Source organism: Metabacillus sp. Hm71 (assembly GCF_051842955.2).
In the GTDB taxonomy this organism is placed as follows: Bacteria; Bacillota; Bacilli; order Bacillales; family Bacillaceae; genus Metabacillus.
This window is the reverse complement of record NZ_CM200278.1, coordinates 4,832,906-4,848,905: the sequence shown is the minus strand read 5'-3', so window position 1 is coordinate 4,848,905 and position 16,000 is coordinate 4,832,906. Positions and strand designations below refer to the sequence as shown.

18 protein-coding genes are annotated in these 16,000 nt (G+C 38.4%); 12 read left to right on the top strand and 6 right to left on the bottom strand.

All coding sequences use genetic code 11. The annotated features are described in order from the left end of the window. The first annotated feature begins 14 nt into the window (after window positions 1-14). Both ACSVDH_RS23945 and ACSVDH_RS23940 read left to right on the top strand, forming a co-directional pair. Window positions 15-455 carry a GNAT family N-acetyltransferase gene (locus ACSVDH_RS23945; protein ID WP_299092452.1) on the top strand — a complete coding sequence of 147 codons (441 nt, stop codon included), beginning with the start codon at window positions 15-17 and terminating at the stop codon, window positions 453-455. Between the two features lie 137 nt (window positions 456-592). Beyond that, window positions 593-1,390, top strand: a complete 798-nt coding sequence (locus tag ACSVDH_RS23940; protein ID WP_439252986.1) for a DUF2935 domain-containing protein — start codon at window positions 593-595, stop codon at window positions 1,388-1,390. 380 nt (window positions 1,391-1,770) lie between these two features. On the opposite strand, the gene ACSVDH_RS23935 is transcribed toward ACSVDH_RS23940, so the two are convergent. The 3 genes from ACSVDH_RS23935 to ACSVDH_RS23925 are packed head-to-tail and all read right to left on the bottom strand — an operon-like array spanning window position 1,771 to window position 3,020. Then, window positions 1,771-2,088 carry a DMT family transporter gene (locus tag ACSVDH_RS23935; RefSeq protein ID WP_299087557.1) on the bottom strand — a complete coding sequence of 106 codons (318 nt, stop codon included), beginning with the start codon at window positions 2,086-2,088 and terminating at the stop codon, window positions 1,771-1,773. A 4-nt stretch (window positions 2,089-2,092) separates the two neighbouring features. Continuing rightward, window positions 2,093-2,434, bottom strand: a complete 342-nt coding sequence (locus tag ACSVDH_RS23930) for a DMT family transporter (RefSeq protein ID WP_439252987.1) — start codon at window positions 2,432-2,434, stop codon at window positions 2,093-2,095. Continuing rightward, complete coding sequence (locus tag ACSVDH_RS23925; protein WP_439252988.1) at window positions 2,427-3,020, bottom strand: TetR/AcrR family transcriptional regulator; 594 nt, start codon at window positions 3,018-3,020, stop codon at window positions 2,427-2,429. Before ACSVDH_RS23925 ends, ACSVDH_RS23930 begins: the two co-directional genes overlap by 8 nt. A 216-nt stretch (window positions 3,021-3,236) precedes the next feature. Between ACSVDH_RS23925 and ACSVDH_RS23920 the strand changes: the two genes are divergently transcribed. The 4 genes from ACSVDH_RS23920 to ACSVDH_RS23905 all read left to right on the top strand — a co-directional run bounded on the left by ACSVDH_RS23920 (window position 3,237) and on the right by ACSVDH_RS23905 (window position 8,095). Further along, window positions 3,237-4,421: a D-alanyl-D-alanine carboxypeptidase family protein gene (locus ACSVDH_RS23920; protein WP_439252990.1), complete on the top strand. Its 1,185-nt coding sequence runs from the start codon at window positions 3,237-3,239 to the stop codon at window positions 4,419-4,421. Between the two features lie 83 nt (window positions 4,422-4,504). After that, window positions 4,505-4,675, top strand: coding sequence for a twin-arginine translocase TatA/TatE family subunit (locus ACSVDH_RS23915; RefSeq protein WP_046512441.1), 171 nt, complete (start codon window positions 4,505-4,507; stop codon window positions 4,673-4,675). 288 nt (window positions 4,676-4,963) lie between these two features. Further along, window positions 4,964-6,760: a M3 family oligoendopeptidase gene (locus tag ACSVDH_RS23910; protein WP_439252992.1), complete on the top strand. Its 1,797-nt coding sequence runs from the start codon at window positions 4,964-4,966 to the stop codon at window positions 6,758-6,760. 105 nt (window positions 6,761-6,865) lie between these two features. Further along, on the top strand, window positions 6,866-8,095 hold the full coding sequence (locus ACSVDH_RS23905) for a dicarboxylate/amino acid:cation symporter (protein WP_439252994.1): 1,230 nt from the start codon (window positions 6,866-6,868) through the stop codon (window positions 8,093-8,095). Between the two features lie 126 nt (window positions 8,096-8,221). Here the strand turns inward: ACSVDH_RS23905 and ACSVDH_RS23900 are convergent, their stop codons facing one another. Both ACSVDH_RS23900 and ACSVDH_RS23895 read right to left on the bottom strand, forming a co-directional pair. Next, entirely contained in the window at window positions 8,222-8,947 is a 726-nt protein-coding gene (locus ACSVDH_RS23900) for a ZIP family metal transporter (RefSeq protein ID WP_439253006.1), read from the bottom strand. Window positions 8,948-9,066: 119 nt separating this feature from the next. Next, entirely contained in the window at window positions 9,067-10,074 is a 1,008-nt protein-coding gene (locus ACSVDH_RS23895; RefSeq protein ID WP_439252995.1) for an ABC transporter substrate-binding protein, read from the bottom strand. 154 nt (window positions 10,075-10,228) lie between these two features. On the opposite strand from ACSVDH_RS23895, the gene ACSVDH_RS23890 reads away from it, so the two are divergent. From ACSVDH_RS23890 to ACSVDH_RS23865, 6 genes are all read left to right on the top strand, one after another. Next, window positions 10,229-11,233, top strand: coding sequence for a FecCD family ABC transporter permease (locus ACSVDH_RS23890; protein ID WP_299087537.1), 1,005 nt, complete (start codon window positions 10,229-10,231; stop codon window positions 11,231-11,233). Then, a complete protein-coding gene (locus ACSVDH_RS23885) occupies window positions 11,230-12,285 on the top strand; it encodes a FecCD family ABC transporter permease (RefSeq protein WP_439252996.1) in 1,056 nt (351 codons plus the stop codon). The genes ACSVDH_RS23890 and ACSVDH_RS23885 overlap by 4 nt, the downstream gene beginning before the upstream one ends. Window positions 12,286-12,321: 36 nt before the next feature. Further along, window positions 12,322-13,140, top strand: coding sequence for an ABC transporter ATP-binding protein (locus tag ACSVDH_RS23880; protein WP_439252997.1), 819 nt, complete (start codon window positions 12,322-12,324; stop codon window positions 13,138-13,140). Continuing rightward, window positions 13,133-13,909 carry an IucA/IucC family C-terminal-domain containing protein gene (locus tag ACSVDH_RS23875; RefSeq protein ID WP_439252998.1) on the top strand — a complete coding sequence of 259 codons (777 nt, stop codon included), beginning with the start codon at window positions 13,133-13,135 and terminating at the stop codon, window positions 13,907-13,909. The genes ACSVDH_RS23880 and ACSVDH_RS23875 overlap by 8 nt, the downstream gene beginning before the upstream one ends. Then, window positions 13,899-14,153, top strand: a complete 255-nt coding sequence (locus ACSVDH_RS23870; protein ID WP_439252999.1) for a YusU family protein — start codon at window positions 13,899-13,901, stop codon at window positions 14,151-14,153. Before ACSVDH_RS23875 ends, ACSVDH_RS23870 begins: the two co-directional genes overlap by 11 nt. A gap of 79 nt (window positions 14,154-14,232) precedes the next feature. After that, window positions 14,233-15,587, top strand: a protein-coding gene (locus ACSVDH_RS23865) for an IS3 family transposase (protein ID WP_518616872.1) whose coding sequence is annotated in 2 segments (ribosomal slippage) — window positions 14,233-14,686 and window positions 14,686-15,587 — 1,356 coding nt in all. Because the reading frame shifts where the segments join, the coding sequence is not laid out codon by codon here. A 54-nt stretch (window positions 15,588-15,641) separates the two neighbouring features. On the opposite strand, the gene ACSVDH_RS23860 is transcribed toward ACSVDH_RS23865, so the two are convergent. Continuing rightward, on the bottom strand, window positions 15,642-15,983 hold the full coding sequence (locus ACSVDH_RS23860) for a spore coat protein (RefSeq protein ID WP_299087526.1): 342 nt from the start codon (window positions 15,981-15,983) through the stop codon (window positions 15,642-15,644). Window positions 15,984-16,000 lie beyond the last annotated feature (17 nt).

Sequence of the window (16,000 nt, the reverse complement as noted above, 5' to 3'; positions counted from 1 at the left end):
AAGAGGAATTCAATATGGAAATAACGACAAAGAGATTACTTATTGTACCGTGTAAAGAAGAATTATTAAGCGATGATGTTGATGTAAGCGATCATATTAACTTTTATTTACATGAAATTGAAAGCGATCCTGGTTTAATAGGTTGGGGAGTTTGGCTAGTCTTTCTGAAAGAAACAAATCAATTTATTGGAGATATCGGTTTCAAAGGAAAGCCGAAAAATGGCGTGGTTGAAATCGGCTACGGGATCCTTAAGGAAGCCCAAAATAACGGATATGCAACAGAGGCTATGGAGGCTCTTATCAATTGGGCTTTCCAAACGAAATCGGTTGTAAAAATTACAGCAGAATGCTTAAGTGACAACAAACCATCGATCCGGGTGCTTGAAAAACTAGCTATGCTGAAAACATATGAAGATGAGGAAATGATGTATTGGGAGAGAAATCTTGAGCATTAAATTATAAGCGGAAGCGCCTTGCCCTTGGCTGAGCGAGGCTCTTCCGCTTTTGGTCTTTTCTAACTGCTAAAATACATAAATAATAATATACGCCGTCTCTTCATACATTTTAAAGAATAAGGTTTAGGAGGAGTTACATGAAAACTTTTGAAGAGGCAGCTGTTTTTGAGCATCAATTTTGGCTTCAGATTTTAGGGGATCATGCTAGATTTATATTAGATTCTTTGGCTGTTAGTCAACAGGATGATATAAAAAAGGCTAGACAGTTTCAGCAAATTTTTGACACTTTGCTGAAAAAAGCAAGGGAACAGACCGATTTGAATTCTTTGACATTGGAAGCAGAAGAGTATGCACGCGAGCTGCGAAGGTTTAAACTCTCTTTGATTAAAAGGCATCTTGTTGGGAAGATAACCATTCATTTAACGCCAACCTTTATTAACCATATGGTGAACGAGCTTGAAGAGTATTTGCTTGTGCTCACTTATTTAAAAAGGAAAGAAAAACCGCCTGTTTTTCATGAGCTCCATCATCACTTATTATGGCTGCTAGATGCTTCAGGTCACGCTGGAGCCATATCAGATACACTTGATCGTACGGAAAAAGAATTGAAGCTTAAAAGTGAGCTGTTTGCAAAGCAATTTGAGGATTTCTATTTAAAAGCCGTTGAATTGTCAGGGTATTTAAGAGCCAATATAGATTCCTTTCCGGCACTGGGGAAAATGAATAGAGATGTTAAGCTTGAAATCGAGTTATTTAGAGGCTTCTTAGCTGAGGTGGAAGAAATGGAATTATCCAATGAAATGTTAAGCACCTTTTCACCTTTAATGGCCGATCATATGTTGAGAGAGGAATGCTATTATTTAATGAAGGTAGCAGAGGCAACCAGTACGAAAAAGCCTGATTGTAATCCGGCGAAGCCGAGATTAGAAGCATAATAGAGAGAGTCCCTTTTATTCGGAGCTTAAAGGGACTCTTTCGCATTTCCATTGTGCAAAGTAAGGAGCAGCAATACCATATTAAAATAATCAAAACGCCGATCATTTGACTAGTTGACACCTGTTCGTGAAGAATAATGGATGCAGTGATAACGGCTGTTGGCAGCACGGTCGCTCTTAAGATTGTCGCAAAGCCTGAACCTATTTTTGGAGTTCTAATAAAAAAAATAAAACAGGTAAAAGGACCCCAAAAAACCCAGATGATTACCAAGAAATCGATAAACCACTACCAAAAGATCCATTTATACTATATATCTGTGAAACGACAGTTACTAAAAAGAGAAATTCTTCTATGAAAAAAATCTACTTACCAATTTACGCTAATAGGGAATAAATTTAAGACCGATTGTAGCAGAAATAATCATCGCAATAAATAATAATCGTTTCCAACCTGCTGATTCACCAAAGAAAAGGATGCCCATTAATGCACTCCCGACAGTCCCTATTCCTGTCCAAACTGCATAGGCTGTTCCCATTGAAATGGTCTTCATGGCAATTGAGAGCATAAGAAAGCTCAATGCAAATCCAGCTGTCATATAAACGATATTGATGAGCGATTTATTTTTATTAAACTTAGAAATCGCAGCAACTCCGGCAACCTCGCAAAAGCCTGCTAAAATAAGAAAAATCCAATCCATGATTTTATGCCTCCTTTTCTTGAACCTCATGCTCACTAGTTACTACTTTTAAGCCGATCACACCGGAAATAAGAACGGTACATAAAGCGATTTTCACCCAATTAAAGGGATAATCAAAAAAGATAATTTCCGCAAGAACAGTGCCAGCTGCACCTAACCCAGTAAAGACGGCATAAACGGTGCTGACAGGTAATGAATTTGTTGCTTTTATAAGCAGATAAAAGCTAATGATAATAGCTGAAAATGTACCAATCCATGCAAGAGGATCTTGAGCGTGCTTTAATCCAGCCACCCAGCTAACCTCAAAAAATCCCGCTATATAAACGAGCAGCCACTTTTTATTCATATTCATATCCCCCTTTAGAAGCAATTCCTTGCCAAAAAATTTTCCAACCAGCGTTTAATCTCCGTTGAAACCGTTCATTTCCGCTGTATAAAAGCTCGACTAGAACAGCATCATTTAGGCCAATAAAGGCGATTACTGCATCATTTATGCTCACTGCCCCATTTAAGCTTTGTTTATTTTCCTTGAATAGCTCGACTAGAATGTCCTCTAATTCATCATAATAATGATAAATATTATCCATTACTTGATCATAGAGGTGATTGGGCGGTAAAAAGCCCATTCTTAGCAAAAACTTCGTATCAGCCTGTTCTTCATACCGATTACTATACTCTTGCAGAAATTGAAATAGCTTTTTCTCCAAGGATAGTTGCATATTCTTTATGAAGAAATTTATAATGTATTCTTTTTCCTGGATTAGCACCTCATTCATGACTGTAAGGAACAAATCATCCTTATTGGCAAAATGGGCGTATATTGATTGCTTTTTAATTCCAACCTCGCTTGCGATCGCGGATAAGGACGTTCCTTCATAACCGCTGTTAGCAAAGTGATTTAATGCTGCGATCTTAATTTTGCTTGCTGACATGCCTCTCACCCTTCCTGACGTTCGTCAGTTTATTAGTATAAACGTCCAATAAAATAGTGTCAATGTAAAAAATGGAAAAAGAATGAAGGTGGGTACTTTTGCCTATTGTTATTTGATCATGATATTGCTTTTTTTTATGCCGGACTTGTTATTCTATTGAAAGTGGAGTTAAAATGCTCACCGCTACAAGTAAAAAAATACTTAGGAGTAAGCAACATGAATATAAACATATTTCAATATATCCTTATATTGCCCCTGTGCTTATTCGTCTTTCCTTCAATAATAAGTGCTGAAACAGAAGAAATTGAAAATATCCAGTTAGATAGTCAATCCGCTATATTGATAGAAGCAAACTCAGGTCAAGTTTTATATGAAAAAAACAGCCAAGAGAAACTCCCGCCCGCCAGCATTACAAAAATTGCAACCGCTATTTATGCTATAGAGAAGGGAAACCTCGATGATCTTGTTACGGTAAGTGAAAAGGCCAGGAATGTCGATGGAACCCGCGTATACTTAGAGACAGGTGAACAAGTTCCTTTAATCAAACTAATACAAGGTCTTGTGATTAATTCTGGAAATGATGCAGGTGTCGCGATTGCTGAACATTTAAGTGGGTCGGTTGATGAATTTGTCATCGATTTTAACCAGTATCTTCAAGAAGAAATAGGCGTTGAACATACACATTTTACAAACCCGCATGGACTTTATGATCCCGAGCATGTAACAACAGCTGAGGATATGGCCAAGATTACTCAATATGCGATGAAAAATGATATTTTTCGTGAGATTTTTAATACGGCAGAGCTTCCGTGGGATGGTGAAACATGGGATACAACCCTCATTAATCACCATATGATGGTGCGTGATCAATCGTATGAAGGAATAACCGGCGGTAAGAATGGATTCGTTACTGAAGCAGGCTTTACACTCGTGACGACGGCTGAACGTGAAAATTTAAGCTTGATTGTAGTCACGTTAAATACAAAGACTGATGAACAATCGTATGAAGATACGGTAGCATTAATGGATTACGGATTTCATCATTTTGAAACAGAAAAAATAGCAGAGGATATGCAATTTGTAGATGATTTAGAGAGTCAATATGTAACGAATGAGGAAATCTCCTTTACAAAAAAAATAGGTGAGCTTACAGAGGAAGAGGTTCTTTCTTCCGGAATGTTAGTCATAAAGGGAGAAGATGGGAGAACCATTCTTGAGCAACAGCTGACAGCAGTCAATACAAAAGAAAAAAATGAACAAATGGATAGTAAAGTCGTAGCTTCTCCACTGCCGGAAGAAGAGCTGAATCATGAAGACCATTTATCTTTTCTCGTCCCTATAGCTCTTGTGATTACTTTAATTATTTCAAGTATGTTTTTATTACAGGTAAGAAGATTGTAAAGGGAGAATCTTTTTTGCATAATACGGCTTATTCAGCTATAATTTATTAAGATTCTATTCTTTTAAGAAAGAAGTGTTCAAGAATGAACTTAGGCTTCGGCGAAATCATGCTTATTGTGTTTGTCGCTTTACTTTTATTCGGTCCAAAGAAGCTGCCAGAGTTAGGTAAGGCTGCTGGAAAAACCTTAAGAGAATTTAAACGGGCAACAAAAGGTCTGATGGATGATGAGGACGATACCTCAGTAAAAAAATAACGATTGATTATGATGATGAGTGGGGCATGGCGTCTGCCAATGTCTCTTTTTTTTGGTTAAATACGTTATAAACCATTTTGTTTGTACGTATTTTTATAAGTAATGAACAAAAAAAGGAAAGCGCTTTTATCAGACCTCAGGAAAGGAAGATTCTTTGTCTTCATTTCGGAGTTGGCGCTGGCATCGAATTGAACAACATTCCTTATCTCTTTTTGCACTATCAGAGTCATGAGCGCTTAAGCTTTTTCTGTTAAGAAAAAATTCATTTGCCTAAAGGAGGCATGTAACGTGCAAACACCAATATACAAGAACAGTTGGAACCTTGAGACGATCTTCAAAGGCGGCAGTCTTTCTTCCGAATTTACCGGTTATATAGCTGAGATCGAGCAGCTTGTTGCAGAGTTGGAAAACATAATGAAGAAATGGCCGGTAGAGTTTGCTGTAACAGATATAAAGCATTTATTGGATACACTGGATAATATCACGTACATAAAAATTAAATTAGAACAAGCGGGATCATTTGTTAGCTGTTTGCAGGCACAAAACACTTCAGATGCACAGGCAAATCTCTTGCGTTCAAAGGTAACAGCAATTGGTTCAACCTTTGCAAAGGCAAAACTTACATTCGAACAGCTGCTTGGTAATATGAACCAAGTTGTTTGGGATGAACTGCTAACAGACAAGCGGCTGCAAGGTCTTTCCTTTGTACTGAATGAAATGCGTGATCATACAAAGGAAAGGCTATCTGTTGATAAAGAGCAATTGGTTCAAGGCTTGTCTGTTGACGGTTATTATGGATGGGAACAGCTATATGATCTTTTAGTCGCAAAAATCCAAATTCCATTCGAAGAAAATGGCCATGTCAAGTCATTATCAGTTGGCCAAGCTGCAAATAAATTTTCTGAAAAAGACCGTTCTATTCGGAAAGACCTCTTTGTTAAATGGGAAAAAGCCTGGGGATCACAGGCAGATGTGTTTGCAGAGACATTAAATCGTATCGCAGGATTCCGCTTAACCGTTTATCATGAGAGAGGCTGGGCTGATCCTTTAAAAGAACCGCTTGAAATAAATCGAATGAAAAAGGAAACACTTGAAGCGATGTGGCAGGTTATTTCAGAAAATAAACAGCCGCTCATAAGTTATATGAAGCGGAAAGCAGAACGATTGGGCATAAATAAACTAAGTTGGTATGATGTCGAGGCTCCAATTGTGGAAACAGATCATTCCGAGGTCACCTATCAAGAAGGATCCCAGTTTATTTTGGAGCAGTTTAGCAAATTTGGACCGAATTTAACGGAGTTTACTAAAAAAGCTTTTGAACAAGAGTGGATTGAAGCTGAGGACCGTCCAGGAAAAGCACCAGGTGGATTTTGTACAGGATTCCCTGATAGCAATGAATCACGGATTTTTATGACGTTCTCAGGCTCGCCAGGAAATGTGTCAACACTTGCCCATGAATTAGGCCATGCGTTCCATTCCTTTGCGATGAACAGTGTTCATCCGCTAAATTGCGATTATGCTATGAATGTAGCGGAGACTGCATCGACATTTGCCGAAATGATTGTTGCCGATGCTGCAGTAAAACAAGCAAAAACTAAAACTGAAAGACTTGCTTTGTTGGAGGATAAATTACAGCGAAGTGTTGCATTGTTAATGAATATCCATGCCCGCTTTTTATTTGAAACAAGGTTTTATGAAGAAAGAAAGGCAGGATATGTTTCAAGTGAAAAATTATCAAAAATGATGGTTGAAGCTCAAAAAGAAGCATATTGTGACGCATTGGAGGAGTACCATCCGCATTTTTGGGCATCAAAGCTTCACTTTTATATTACCGATGTGCCATTTTATAATTTTCCGTATACATTTGGCTATTTATTTTCCCTTGGCCTATATGCAAAAGCACTTGAGGAAGGAGTAGCCTTTGAAAAGCAATACATAGCACTGCTAAAAGATACAGGTTCAATGACTGTAGAGGAATTGGCTGCAAAGCATTTGTCGGTAGACTTAACCAAACGGGAATTTTGGGAGAAAGCGGTTCATTTGGCTGTAAGCGATGTTGAAGAATTTATGGAGTTAACAAATTAAAAAGAAAGAATGGGTTTTCATTTAGGAAAGAAAGGGAATAGATCATAAAGTGTGGTTTACTCCCCGTTATGACCAGGTTAATTGAAAGAAACAGAGGTGGTTAAATTGAAGTTAGCAACGAAGATTATTATAGGATTGATCACTGGGGCAATTGTTGGATTACTCTTAAATATTTTTTCTCCTGACTTATTTGGAACACTTAATACCTTTTTATTTACACCATTAGGAAAGATCTTTTTAAATTTAATTAATATGCTTGTTGTTCCTATTGTGTTTTTCTCGATCACACTTGGGGTTGCAGGGCTTGGAGATCCGAAGAAGCTTGGAAGAATCGGATTTAAAACCATTGCATTCTTTTTAGTAACAACGGCGATTGCGATAATAATCGGATTAGCTCTTGCGATGATTATTCAACCAGGCAATGTCGGCAACTTTGATACGGCGGGAGCGAAATTTGAAGCGGAAGAGGCACCATCAACCGCTGAGACATTATTAAATATCGTTCCAACCAATCCGATCAAAGCATTTGCAGAAGGAAATATGCTGCAAATTATCGTATTTTCGATCTTTGTTGGCTTTGGGATTACGATGCTAGGTAAGAAATCAAGCGCTTTGCTAAATGTTGTTGAGCAAGGCAATGACTTGATGATGTTTTTAGTCAACTTGGTCATGAAGTTTGCTCCGTACGGTACGTTTGGGTTAATTGCAACAGCTGTCGGCAGTCAAGGTCTACCGGCTATTAAAGCAATGGGCTTATACATGAGTGTTGTCGTGTTAGCCCTTATTATCCATGCGATCGTCACGTATGGCTCAGCAGTGTTTTTCTTAGCAAAATACAATCCATTAACATTTTTCAAAAAGTTTGCCCCAGCAATGAGTGTTGCGTTTAGTACATCCAGCAGTAATGCAACCTTGCCTGTTTCCATGGAAACGGCGCAAAAGGAGCTCAAAGTGCCTGAATCGATCAGCAGCTTTGTTCAGCCGCTTGGTGCAACAATTAATATGGATGGTACAGCAATTATGCAAGGTGTGGCAACGATTTTTATTGCACAGGTTTACGGTGTATCTTTATCCCCAATGGAACTTGTGACCGTTGTATTAACTGCTGTATTGGCAAGTATTGGAACAGCAGGAGTGCCCGGCGTTGGGTTAATTATGCTGGCAATGGTATTAAGTTCTGTAAACTTGCCTGTAGCGGGAATCGGTTTGATTTTAGGTATTGATCGTTTATTAGATATGGCACGTACCGCAATTAATATTACAGGTGATGCTGCTTGTGCCTTATATGTTTCTGAAACAGAGAAAAAGCATATGAATCTTAAAGAGGAAAATTGATTATTACCTATAAAATGGAGCTGATGATAAGGGTCTGTCCTTATCATCAGCTCCATTTTTTATTAGAGGTATATACTAATCACTTTAAGGAGATGGATAAGATTGGGGTTTATTGATTAAAGGCCCTTATAGTTGTGAAAGAAACAGCGAGCATAATAATCCAAGGGAAGCGATTAAACCAACAATTGCACCACCTTCTTCAAACGCTTCAGGCATCATCGTTGATGCAACCATTGCCATGATTCCTCCTGCAGCAAAAGCGGAAATAAACGATAAAATGGTTGTTGATGTATTTTGCAGCAGTGAATAGCCAAGCAATGAACTAAGTGAAGCGAGGAATACAACGATAAGCCACATCGAAATGAGCATTTTTTTACTATAGCCGTCTTTTTTTAGCCCTACCGTACTTGAGAGCCCTTCAGGAAAGTTGCTAATAAAAACAGCAATAACCATTAAATAGCTGACAGTGCCCTGCTCAAGTAAGCTTACGCCAATAATCACCGATTCTGGAATGGCATCGATGATGGTCCCGATAAAAATCGATAACCCGGAATGATTCGTGTTCCGCTTTTTTGTCCGTTTCCTCTCGTTACCGCCTCTTTTCGCGATGATTGCTTCCGAAATGGTAAAAATGGATGCGCCAGATATAAACCCAACCGATGTTGCGATAAGACCGCCCTCTTTGACAGCTTCTGAAAGCAGCTCAAAAGAAGCAGCCCCGATTAAAACACCGGTACCAAATGACATGATCAAGCCTGTTATTTTTTTTGGCAAATCTGTTAGCAGCCCGATTAGCGCACCAATTAAAATGGAAGAACCGGCAAATGCTCCCCAAAGTCCAGCTTGAAGCAAATTTCTCATCTCCCGTCACTTCTTTTGGTGTTATTTTCCCCGACTTTCTTTAGAAAAAACAATGAAAACCTCAAATCATAAATAAAAAAGGCGGCTAACATTTGTCAGCCGCCTAACGCTTATTCAGCTAAAATCTTTTCAAGATCGTCTAGTAATTTATTTGCCGCAATGACACCGCCTGCAGTGTTCCAAATAGCATCATCCACTTTATAAGCTTTTCCTTCTTTTACGACATTAAGGTTTTTCCAAAGAGGATCATTTGTCCATTCTTCCTCTGTTTTTGTTGCTTCTGTATCACCAGGAGGTGCATAAGTAAAGTAGAATAAAAGATCTGCATCCATTTTTGGAATGACTTCTTTACCAACCTCACGAACAAAAAGATCATCTGGATTATCTGCAAATAATTCTTGAACAGAGCTTGAGTGTTTTAAGCCAAGCTTGTCAAATATTACTCCAGAGAATGTATCAGTATAATAAACTCTTGTTAAACCAGCCATAAAACGAACGACAGAGACCTCTTGGTTCAATTTATCACCAGCTGTTTCTTTTAATTCTGTAATACGTGCTTCAAAATCTTCAATTACTTTGTTGCCTTCCTCTTCACGGTTTAAAGCTTTAGCATATAATTTGAAGTTTTCCTGCCAGTCGCCTCTTAATGTTTCAGCAAAAACAGTCGGTGCAATGGCACTTAATTTATCATAAATTTTTTCCTGACGCATTTTGTTGCCGATGATAAGATCTGGTTGAAGTGCGGCAATTGCCTCAACATTCACTTCACTTTCTGTTCCGACAACTTCCACATCCTTCATGTCATCTGCAATATGATCATACCATGGTTCACCTAACCAAGATTGAACTGCCCCAACAGGCTTAACACCCATTGATAGAAGGGCTTCAGTTCCTTCATTAGTTAAAATGACAACTTTTTTTGGAGTTCCTTTAATTTCAGTTGATCCCATTGCATGTTCGATTGTATAGGTTTCTTCAGCCTTCGCATCAGTACCTCCCTCAGCACCTTGAGATTCAGTGCCTTCTTCTGTTGCATTATTGCCGCAAGCAGCTAATAAAAGCATTACAAAGCTTAATACGAATAATGATAGCCATGATTTTTTATATGTAGCTTCCATTGTTTGTCCTCCTCGACATGATAATCATTTTCATTTACAAAGAGAATGATAAAAGTTATCAAGTAAAAAGTCAATATATAATTGAAAATGATTTTCAAGATCAACTGTTTTTGATATGATAGATATAGATATAAGTAGTGGTAGGGAGTACAACATGTTAATTAAATCTAATAAATTAAAAGTAGCTTGCCTTTTAGCAGGAGTTATCATCCTTCTATTTTTAATGTGTGGGAGTCTTATTTACGGCTATACAAATACAAACTGGAGAATGGTGTATGAAGCTTTTACTCAGTTTAATGGCTCTAATGAACATATCATCATTCAAAATGTTCGACTGCCAAGAGCATTAATAGGGGCGGTTGTTGGTGCAAGCCTGGCGATTGCTGGAGCGATTATGCAAGCATTGACGAAAAACCCGCTCGCATCACCGAGTGTTTTTGGGATCAACGCAGGTGCGGGATTTTTTATCGTTGTTGCCGTTTCCTTATTTTACGTTGACTCTTTGCAAGCCTATACTTGGATCGCATTTGCTGGAGCTGCTTTAACAGCCTTTTTAGTCTACTTCATTGGCTCCTTCGGAAGGGAAGGGCTGACTCCAATGAAGTTAACATTAGCTGGTGCTGCAATGGCGGCATTATTTTCTTCGTTAACACAAGGGCTGCTTGTTGTGAATGAATCAGCATTAGATCAAGTTCTATTTTGGCTCGCCGGTTCCATCCAAGGCAGGAAAATGGAAAGCCTAACGACTGTGTTACCTTATGTAGGAGCAGCGATTATTCTAAGTATGTTTTTGACGAAGAAAATCAATATCCTCACAATGGGGGAGGATGTGGCAAAGGGGTTAGGGCAGCGCACAGGAACTGTAAAGCTTCTTGCAGCACTTATTGTAATCGTGCTTGGCGGCGGTTCTGTTGCAGTAGCTGGACCGATTGCTTTTATTGGAATTGTGATTCCTCATTTTACAAGGTTTTTAGTCGGACACGATTATCGCTGGATTCTTCCGTATTGTGCTGTGCTCGGTGGGTCGCTTTTAGTATTGGCTGATATTTTGGCAAGATATATTATTATGCCTGAAGAGGTTCCGGTAGGAGTTATGACAGCCTTTATTGGAACTCCCTTTTTTGTCTACATTGCACGCAGGGGGTTCGGACAAAAATGAAAAAGTATTTAAAACTGCGGATTGGCTCAGATAAAATTTCGTTTTTAATTGATAAAAAAGCACTTATTACATCTGTTATTTTACTTTTAATTGTCAGCGCAATTTTTCTTATCAGTACCGGGATTGGAGAGGTTTTAATCAGTCCGGTGAATGTTTTTAAAACACTTATCGGATATGGAACGGACATGGAGAATTTATTTGTTTTTTCATTCCGTTTACCAAGGATTATGGTCGCTTTATTAGTTGGAATTTGCTTAGCAACAGCAGGCGCTATCCTGCAAGGCCTGATCAGAAATCCGCTGGCTTCGCCAGATATTATTGGGATAACGGGAGGAGGTTCAGTAGCAGTTGTTGTTTTCCTGATGTTATTCAGCGATAAAAACAATGCTTTAACTGTAAGTATTGAATGGATGCCTGTTGCAGCCTTTTTAGGGGCGACCCTTTTGGGACTGCTTGTCTATCTTCTGTCTTGGAAAAATGGTTCATCCTCAATCAGACTTGTCTTGATTGGAATTGGTTTATCCATGCTTACCCAATCATTAACAACTCTTTTTATGATCAGGGGGCCGATTTATCAAGCTGCACAAGCAAATGTATGGATTACAGGAACAGTATATGCAGCTACTTGGGAACAGGTTCGTGTGATGCTGCCAGTTGTTCTTATATTATTAGTTATCTGTATGATTTCGGTGCGAAATGTGAACATTCAGGAGCTAGGTGATGAATTAGCAACAGGTGTTGGGAGTGCTGTTCAAAAAAACCGGCTTTTCCTGTTGATTTTAAGTACAGCCTTAACAGGTATTGCGGTAGCATTTGCCGGTGCAATTAGTTTTGTCGGATTAATGGCTCCGCATATAGGCAGGAGGCTTGTCGGATCGTCTTTTGGTTCTTTATTGCCAGTTTCAGCGCTGATCGGAGCAATTCTGGTGATGGTCGCAGATTTAATCGGGAGGTCACTATTTTCTCCGTTAGAAGTTCCTGCAGGCGTGTTTACCGCGGCAATCGGGGCACCCTATTTTATATATCTATTATTTAAGACACGGAATACGTAAAGCCTTAAGAGTTTTTGATAAAAGGAGTGGTTTACAATGCATGCAATTGAAACAAATGCCCTCACACTTTCATACGGCGATACAATCATAATCAATGAATTAGATGTGAAAATTCCCAAGGGGGAAATTACGGTTTTTATTGGTAGTAACGGTTGTGGAAAGTCTACATTGCTTCGCTCAATTGCGAGGCTGCTAAAGCCAAAGGAAGGCTCAGTATTACTTGAAGGAAATGCGATTGCAAAATTACCGACAAAGGAAGTAGCGAAGCAGCTTGCCATCTTGCCTCAAGGCCCTGTGGCTCCTGAAGGGTTAACCGTTTTGCAGCTAGTAAAACAGGGAAGATACCCTTATCAAAGCTGGTTAAAGCAATGGACGAAGGAAGATGAAGAGGCGGTTACAAGTGCCCTTGAAGCGACTGGAATGGAAGCTTTTGCCGAAAGACCTGTTGACTCATTATCCGGTGGTCAAAGGCAGCGTGCATGGATTGCCATGACGTTAGCACAGAAAACAGATATTATTTTGCTTGATGAACCAACGACCTATCTTGATATGACACATCAAATTGAAATTTTAGATCTGCTCTTTGAATTAAATGAACGTGAAAAACGCACCATTGTCATGGTGTTGCATGATCTAAATTTAGCTTGCCGTTATGCGCATAATCTAGTGGCTCTAAAAGACAAAAAAATCTATGCTCAAGGCAGACCGGAGGAAGTCATCAATTGCAGTTTAGTTCAACATGTTTTTCAAATGAATTGTGAAGTAACGGTTGATCCATTATTTGGAACTCCATTATGTATACCGCACGGAAGGGGCAGATGCATCGTGAGAGAAGTAGGGGTTGTAAATGGTTAAATTAAACGAGATTGAGATTGCTGCATTAAAAAAGTATCGCTTAAGCACAGAAGAAGCTGCACCATATGAAACGATTAAAGGCTTGGATTTGTTAAATGATGATTTGATGAAGCGGATTTTTGATAAAAAGCTTCAAGAAAAGCTAAATACAGATAAACAAAATGTTATTGGTTCAATGCTTGTAAAAAGATATGCGTTTATCGCTGCATTAGTGTTATATTCGATGAGCGTGTTTGATAAAGGAATAAACAGCTCGATTGAAAATGTTTCCTTGCAAACAGATGAAAATGATCCTTTATGGCTTCCAAGCTTTAACTTTGGAAACCTTGAAGTAACTACTCCTGGCTCTGACCGGGCAGACTGGAGAGCTGAAGTTGTTCAAACTCTATTTTTGAAAAATATCACAAAAGTTGTTTCATCCATATCGAGTCAAACGAAGATTGCTAAATCAGTGCTTTGGGAAAATATTGCCGTTTATGTCTTCTGGATGTATGAAACCTTGTTAAAGGATGAGAGCCTAACTAATGAACAATATTCAAAGGTCCAAGAGGATTTTCACTATGTTGTCATTGATGCTCCTCCATCATTGTTCGGGACAAAGTCACGTAATCCGCTATCACAATTTTATCAGCCAAAACAAAATGATATCAGAACGCGAAAGACATGCTGTCTGTTTTATGTAACCTCAACGAATGGTGATCGCTGTACAACATGCCCTATTGAGTGCAGTAAAACGTTCATTAAGGAGGATGCTAAAAATGGATCATGAACTGGTTGAAAAGTTTGATGGACTCCTTGAAAAATATACAGAATTACTGTTAGGGGATGCATCAGATGAGCTAATGGAAAAGGTAAAAATGTGGGCGCTATATTCCCATATAGCAAAATCGATGCCGCCTTTAGTAAAGCATTGGAATGCAACCTATCCAGATGCCAAAAATGAATTAAAAACGTTGATTAACGAGATTAAAGCGCTTAATGAAAAACATCGTGAATCAGCTAATAAACAATAAAAAAACCTCAGCTTTGAAGAGAAAGTGAACTGCACCCCAATTGTTAGACACCATCTAACAGTTGGAGGTGCAGTTTTTTATGGCTAAATTTTCTGCAGAAGATAAATTACAAGCAGTTCAACGTTATTTAAATGGAAATGAGAGTTCATATGAATTAGCTAAATCTTTGGGAACTGATAATAAAGCAATTCTTAAATGGGTCAAACAATATGAATACAATGGTGTAGAAGCATTCGTAAAATTATATACAAATTACACCCAACAGTTTAAACTAGACGTACTAAATTATATGATTGAACACGGTACGTCCATAATGGAAACAGCGGCTATCTTTAATATAGCTGCTCCATCCACAATACTTGTTTGGAAAAAGCAATTTGAAACACAAGGATTAGATGCCCTTCAATCAAAGATAAAGGGGCGTCCATCCATGAAAAAAGATACGAAAAAACAAACTAAATCCACACCACTTGAAGGGTCTGTCGAGGCACTGGAATCACGTATTAAACAACTTGAAATGGAAAACGAGTATTTAAAAAAGTTGAATGCCTTAGTTCAAAACAAGAAAAAATCACCAAACAAGACAAAGCGCAAGTAGTCTATGAATTAAGGCATAAATATCCGGTGAAAGCACTCGTAAAACTCGCTGGCATTCCACGTAGCACTTACTATGATTTAGTGGAACGTATGAATCGTCTAGATCCAGATGCTGATCTAAAAGTGGAAATAAAGGCAATTTATGAAGAACATGAAGGGCGTTATGGCTATCGCCGTATTCGTGATGAACTTGCGAATCGTGGGCAAAAAGTGAATCACAAGAAGGTTCAACGGATTATGAAAGAACTAGGGTTAAAGTGTATCGTACGAATGAAAAAATACAAATCTTATAAAGGTTCGGTCGGTAAAATAGCGCCAAATATTTTAGACCGCCATTTTACGGCAAATACCCCAAATGAAAAGTGGGTAACAGACATTACAGAATTTAAGATATTCGGTGAGAAACTTTATTTTTCGCCTGTCTTAGATTTATTTAATGGGGAGATAATCACGTACACAATTGGTTCTAGACCAACCTATTCTCTTGTTTCAAATATGTTGGAGAAGGCTTTCGAACGTTTACCTGATATCCACCAGCTACTTCTGCATTCCGATCAAGGCTGGCATTATCAAATGAAGAAATATCGTCACGCACTTGAATCCAGAGGGATAGTCCAAAGTATGTCTCGTAAAGGAAACTGTTACGACAACTCTGTTATGGAGAACTTCTTTGGAATTATGAAATCTGAGTTCCTCTACATAAGAGAATTTGAGAGTGTAGAGCATTTTAAAATAGAATTAGAAAAATACATCGATTACTACAATACAAAGCGAATAAAGGCAAAATTAAAAATGAGTCCGGTGCAATACCGAACTCATTTTACCCAAGTTGCCTAATGAAATAACCGTGTCTAACTTTTAGGGGTCACTTCAAAGCTAAGGTTTTTTGTCTTATTGGGAAATACCGTTATAAGGTGATTGCTGCCCAAGATAGTTTGAAAATTGTTGATAAGATTGTTGAAGTTTTTGAGTTTCTGCTGCTTCAAGTGAGTACCAGCCATTTTTGAACATAAGATTGAAAAGGTCCCGCTGTGCTTGTTGTGTTTCATTGGTAATAGTTAAGATATCTTGATATAAAGCTTGATGGCTTGCTTCATTAAGGACTGTTGAATAAGCATCGGTCATATATTTTTCAGTCGATAAAAAATCGTTAACAAAGTCACGATCATTCATTTGTGAATTTTTTTGCATCTGTGTCGCAGGGTTCTGAATTTTCTGCTGATTATTATTCATGCCTATCACTCCTCACT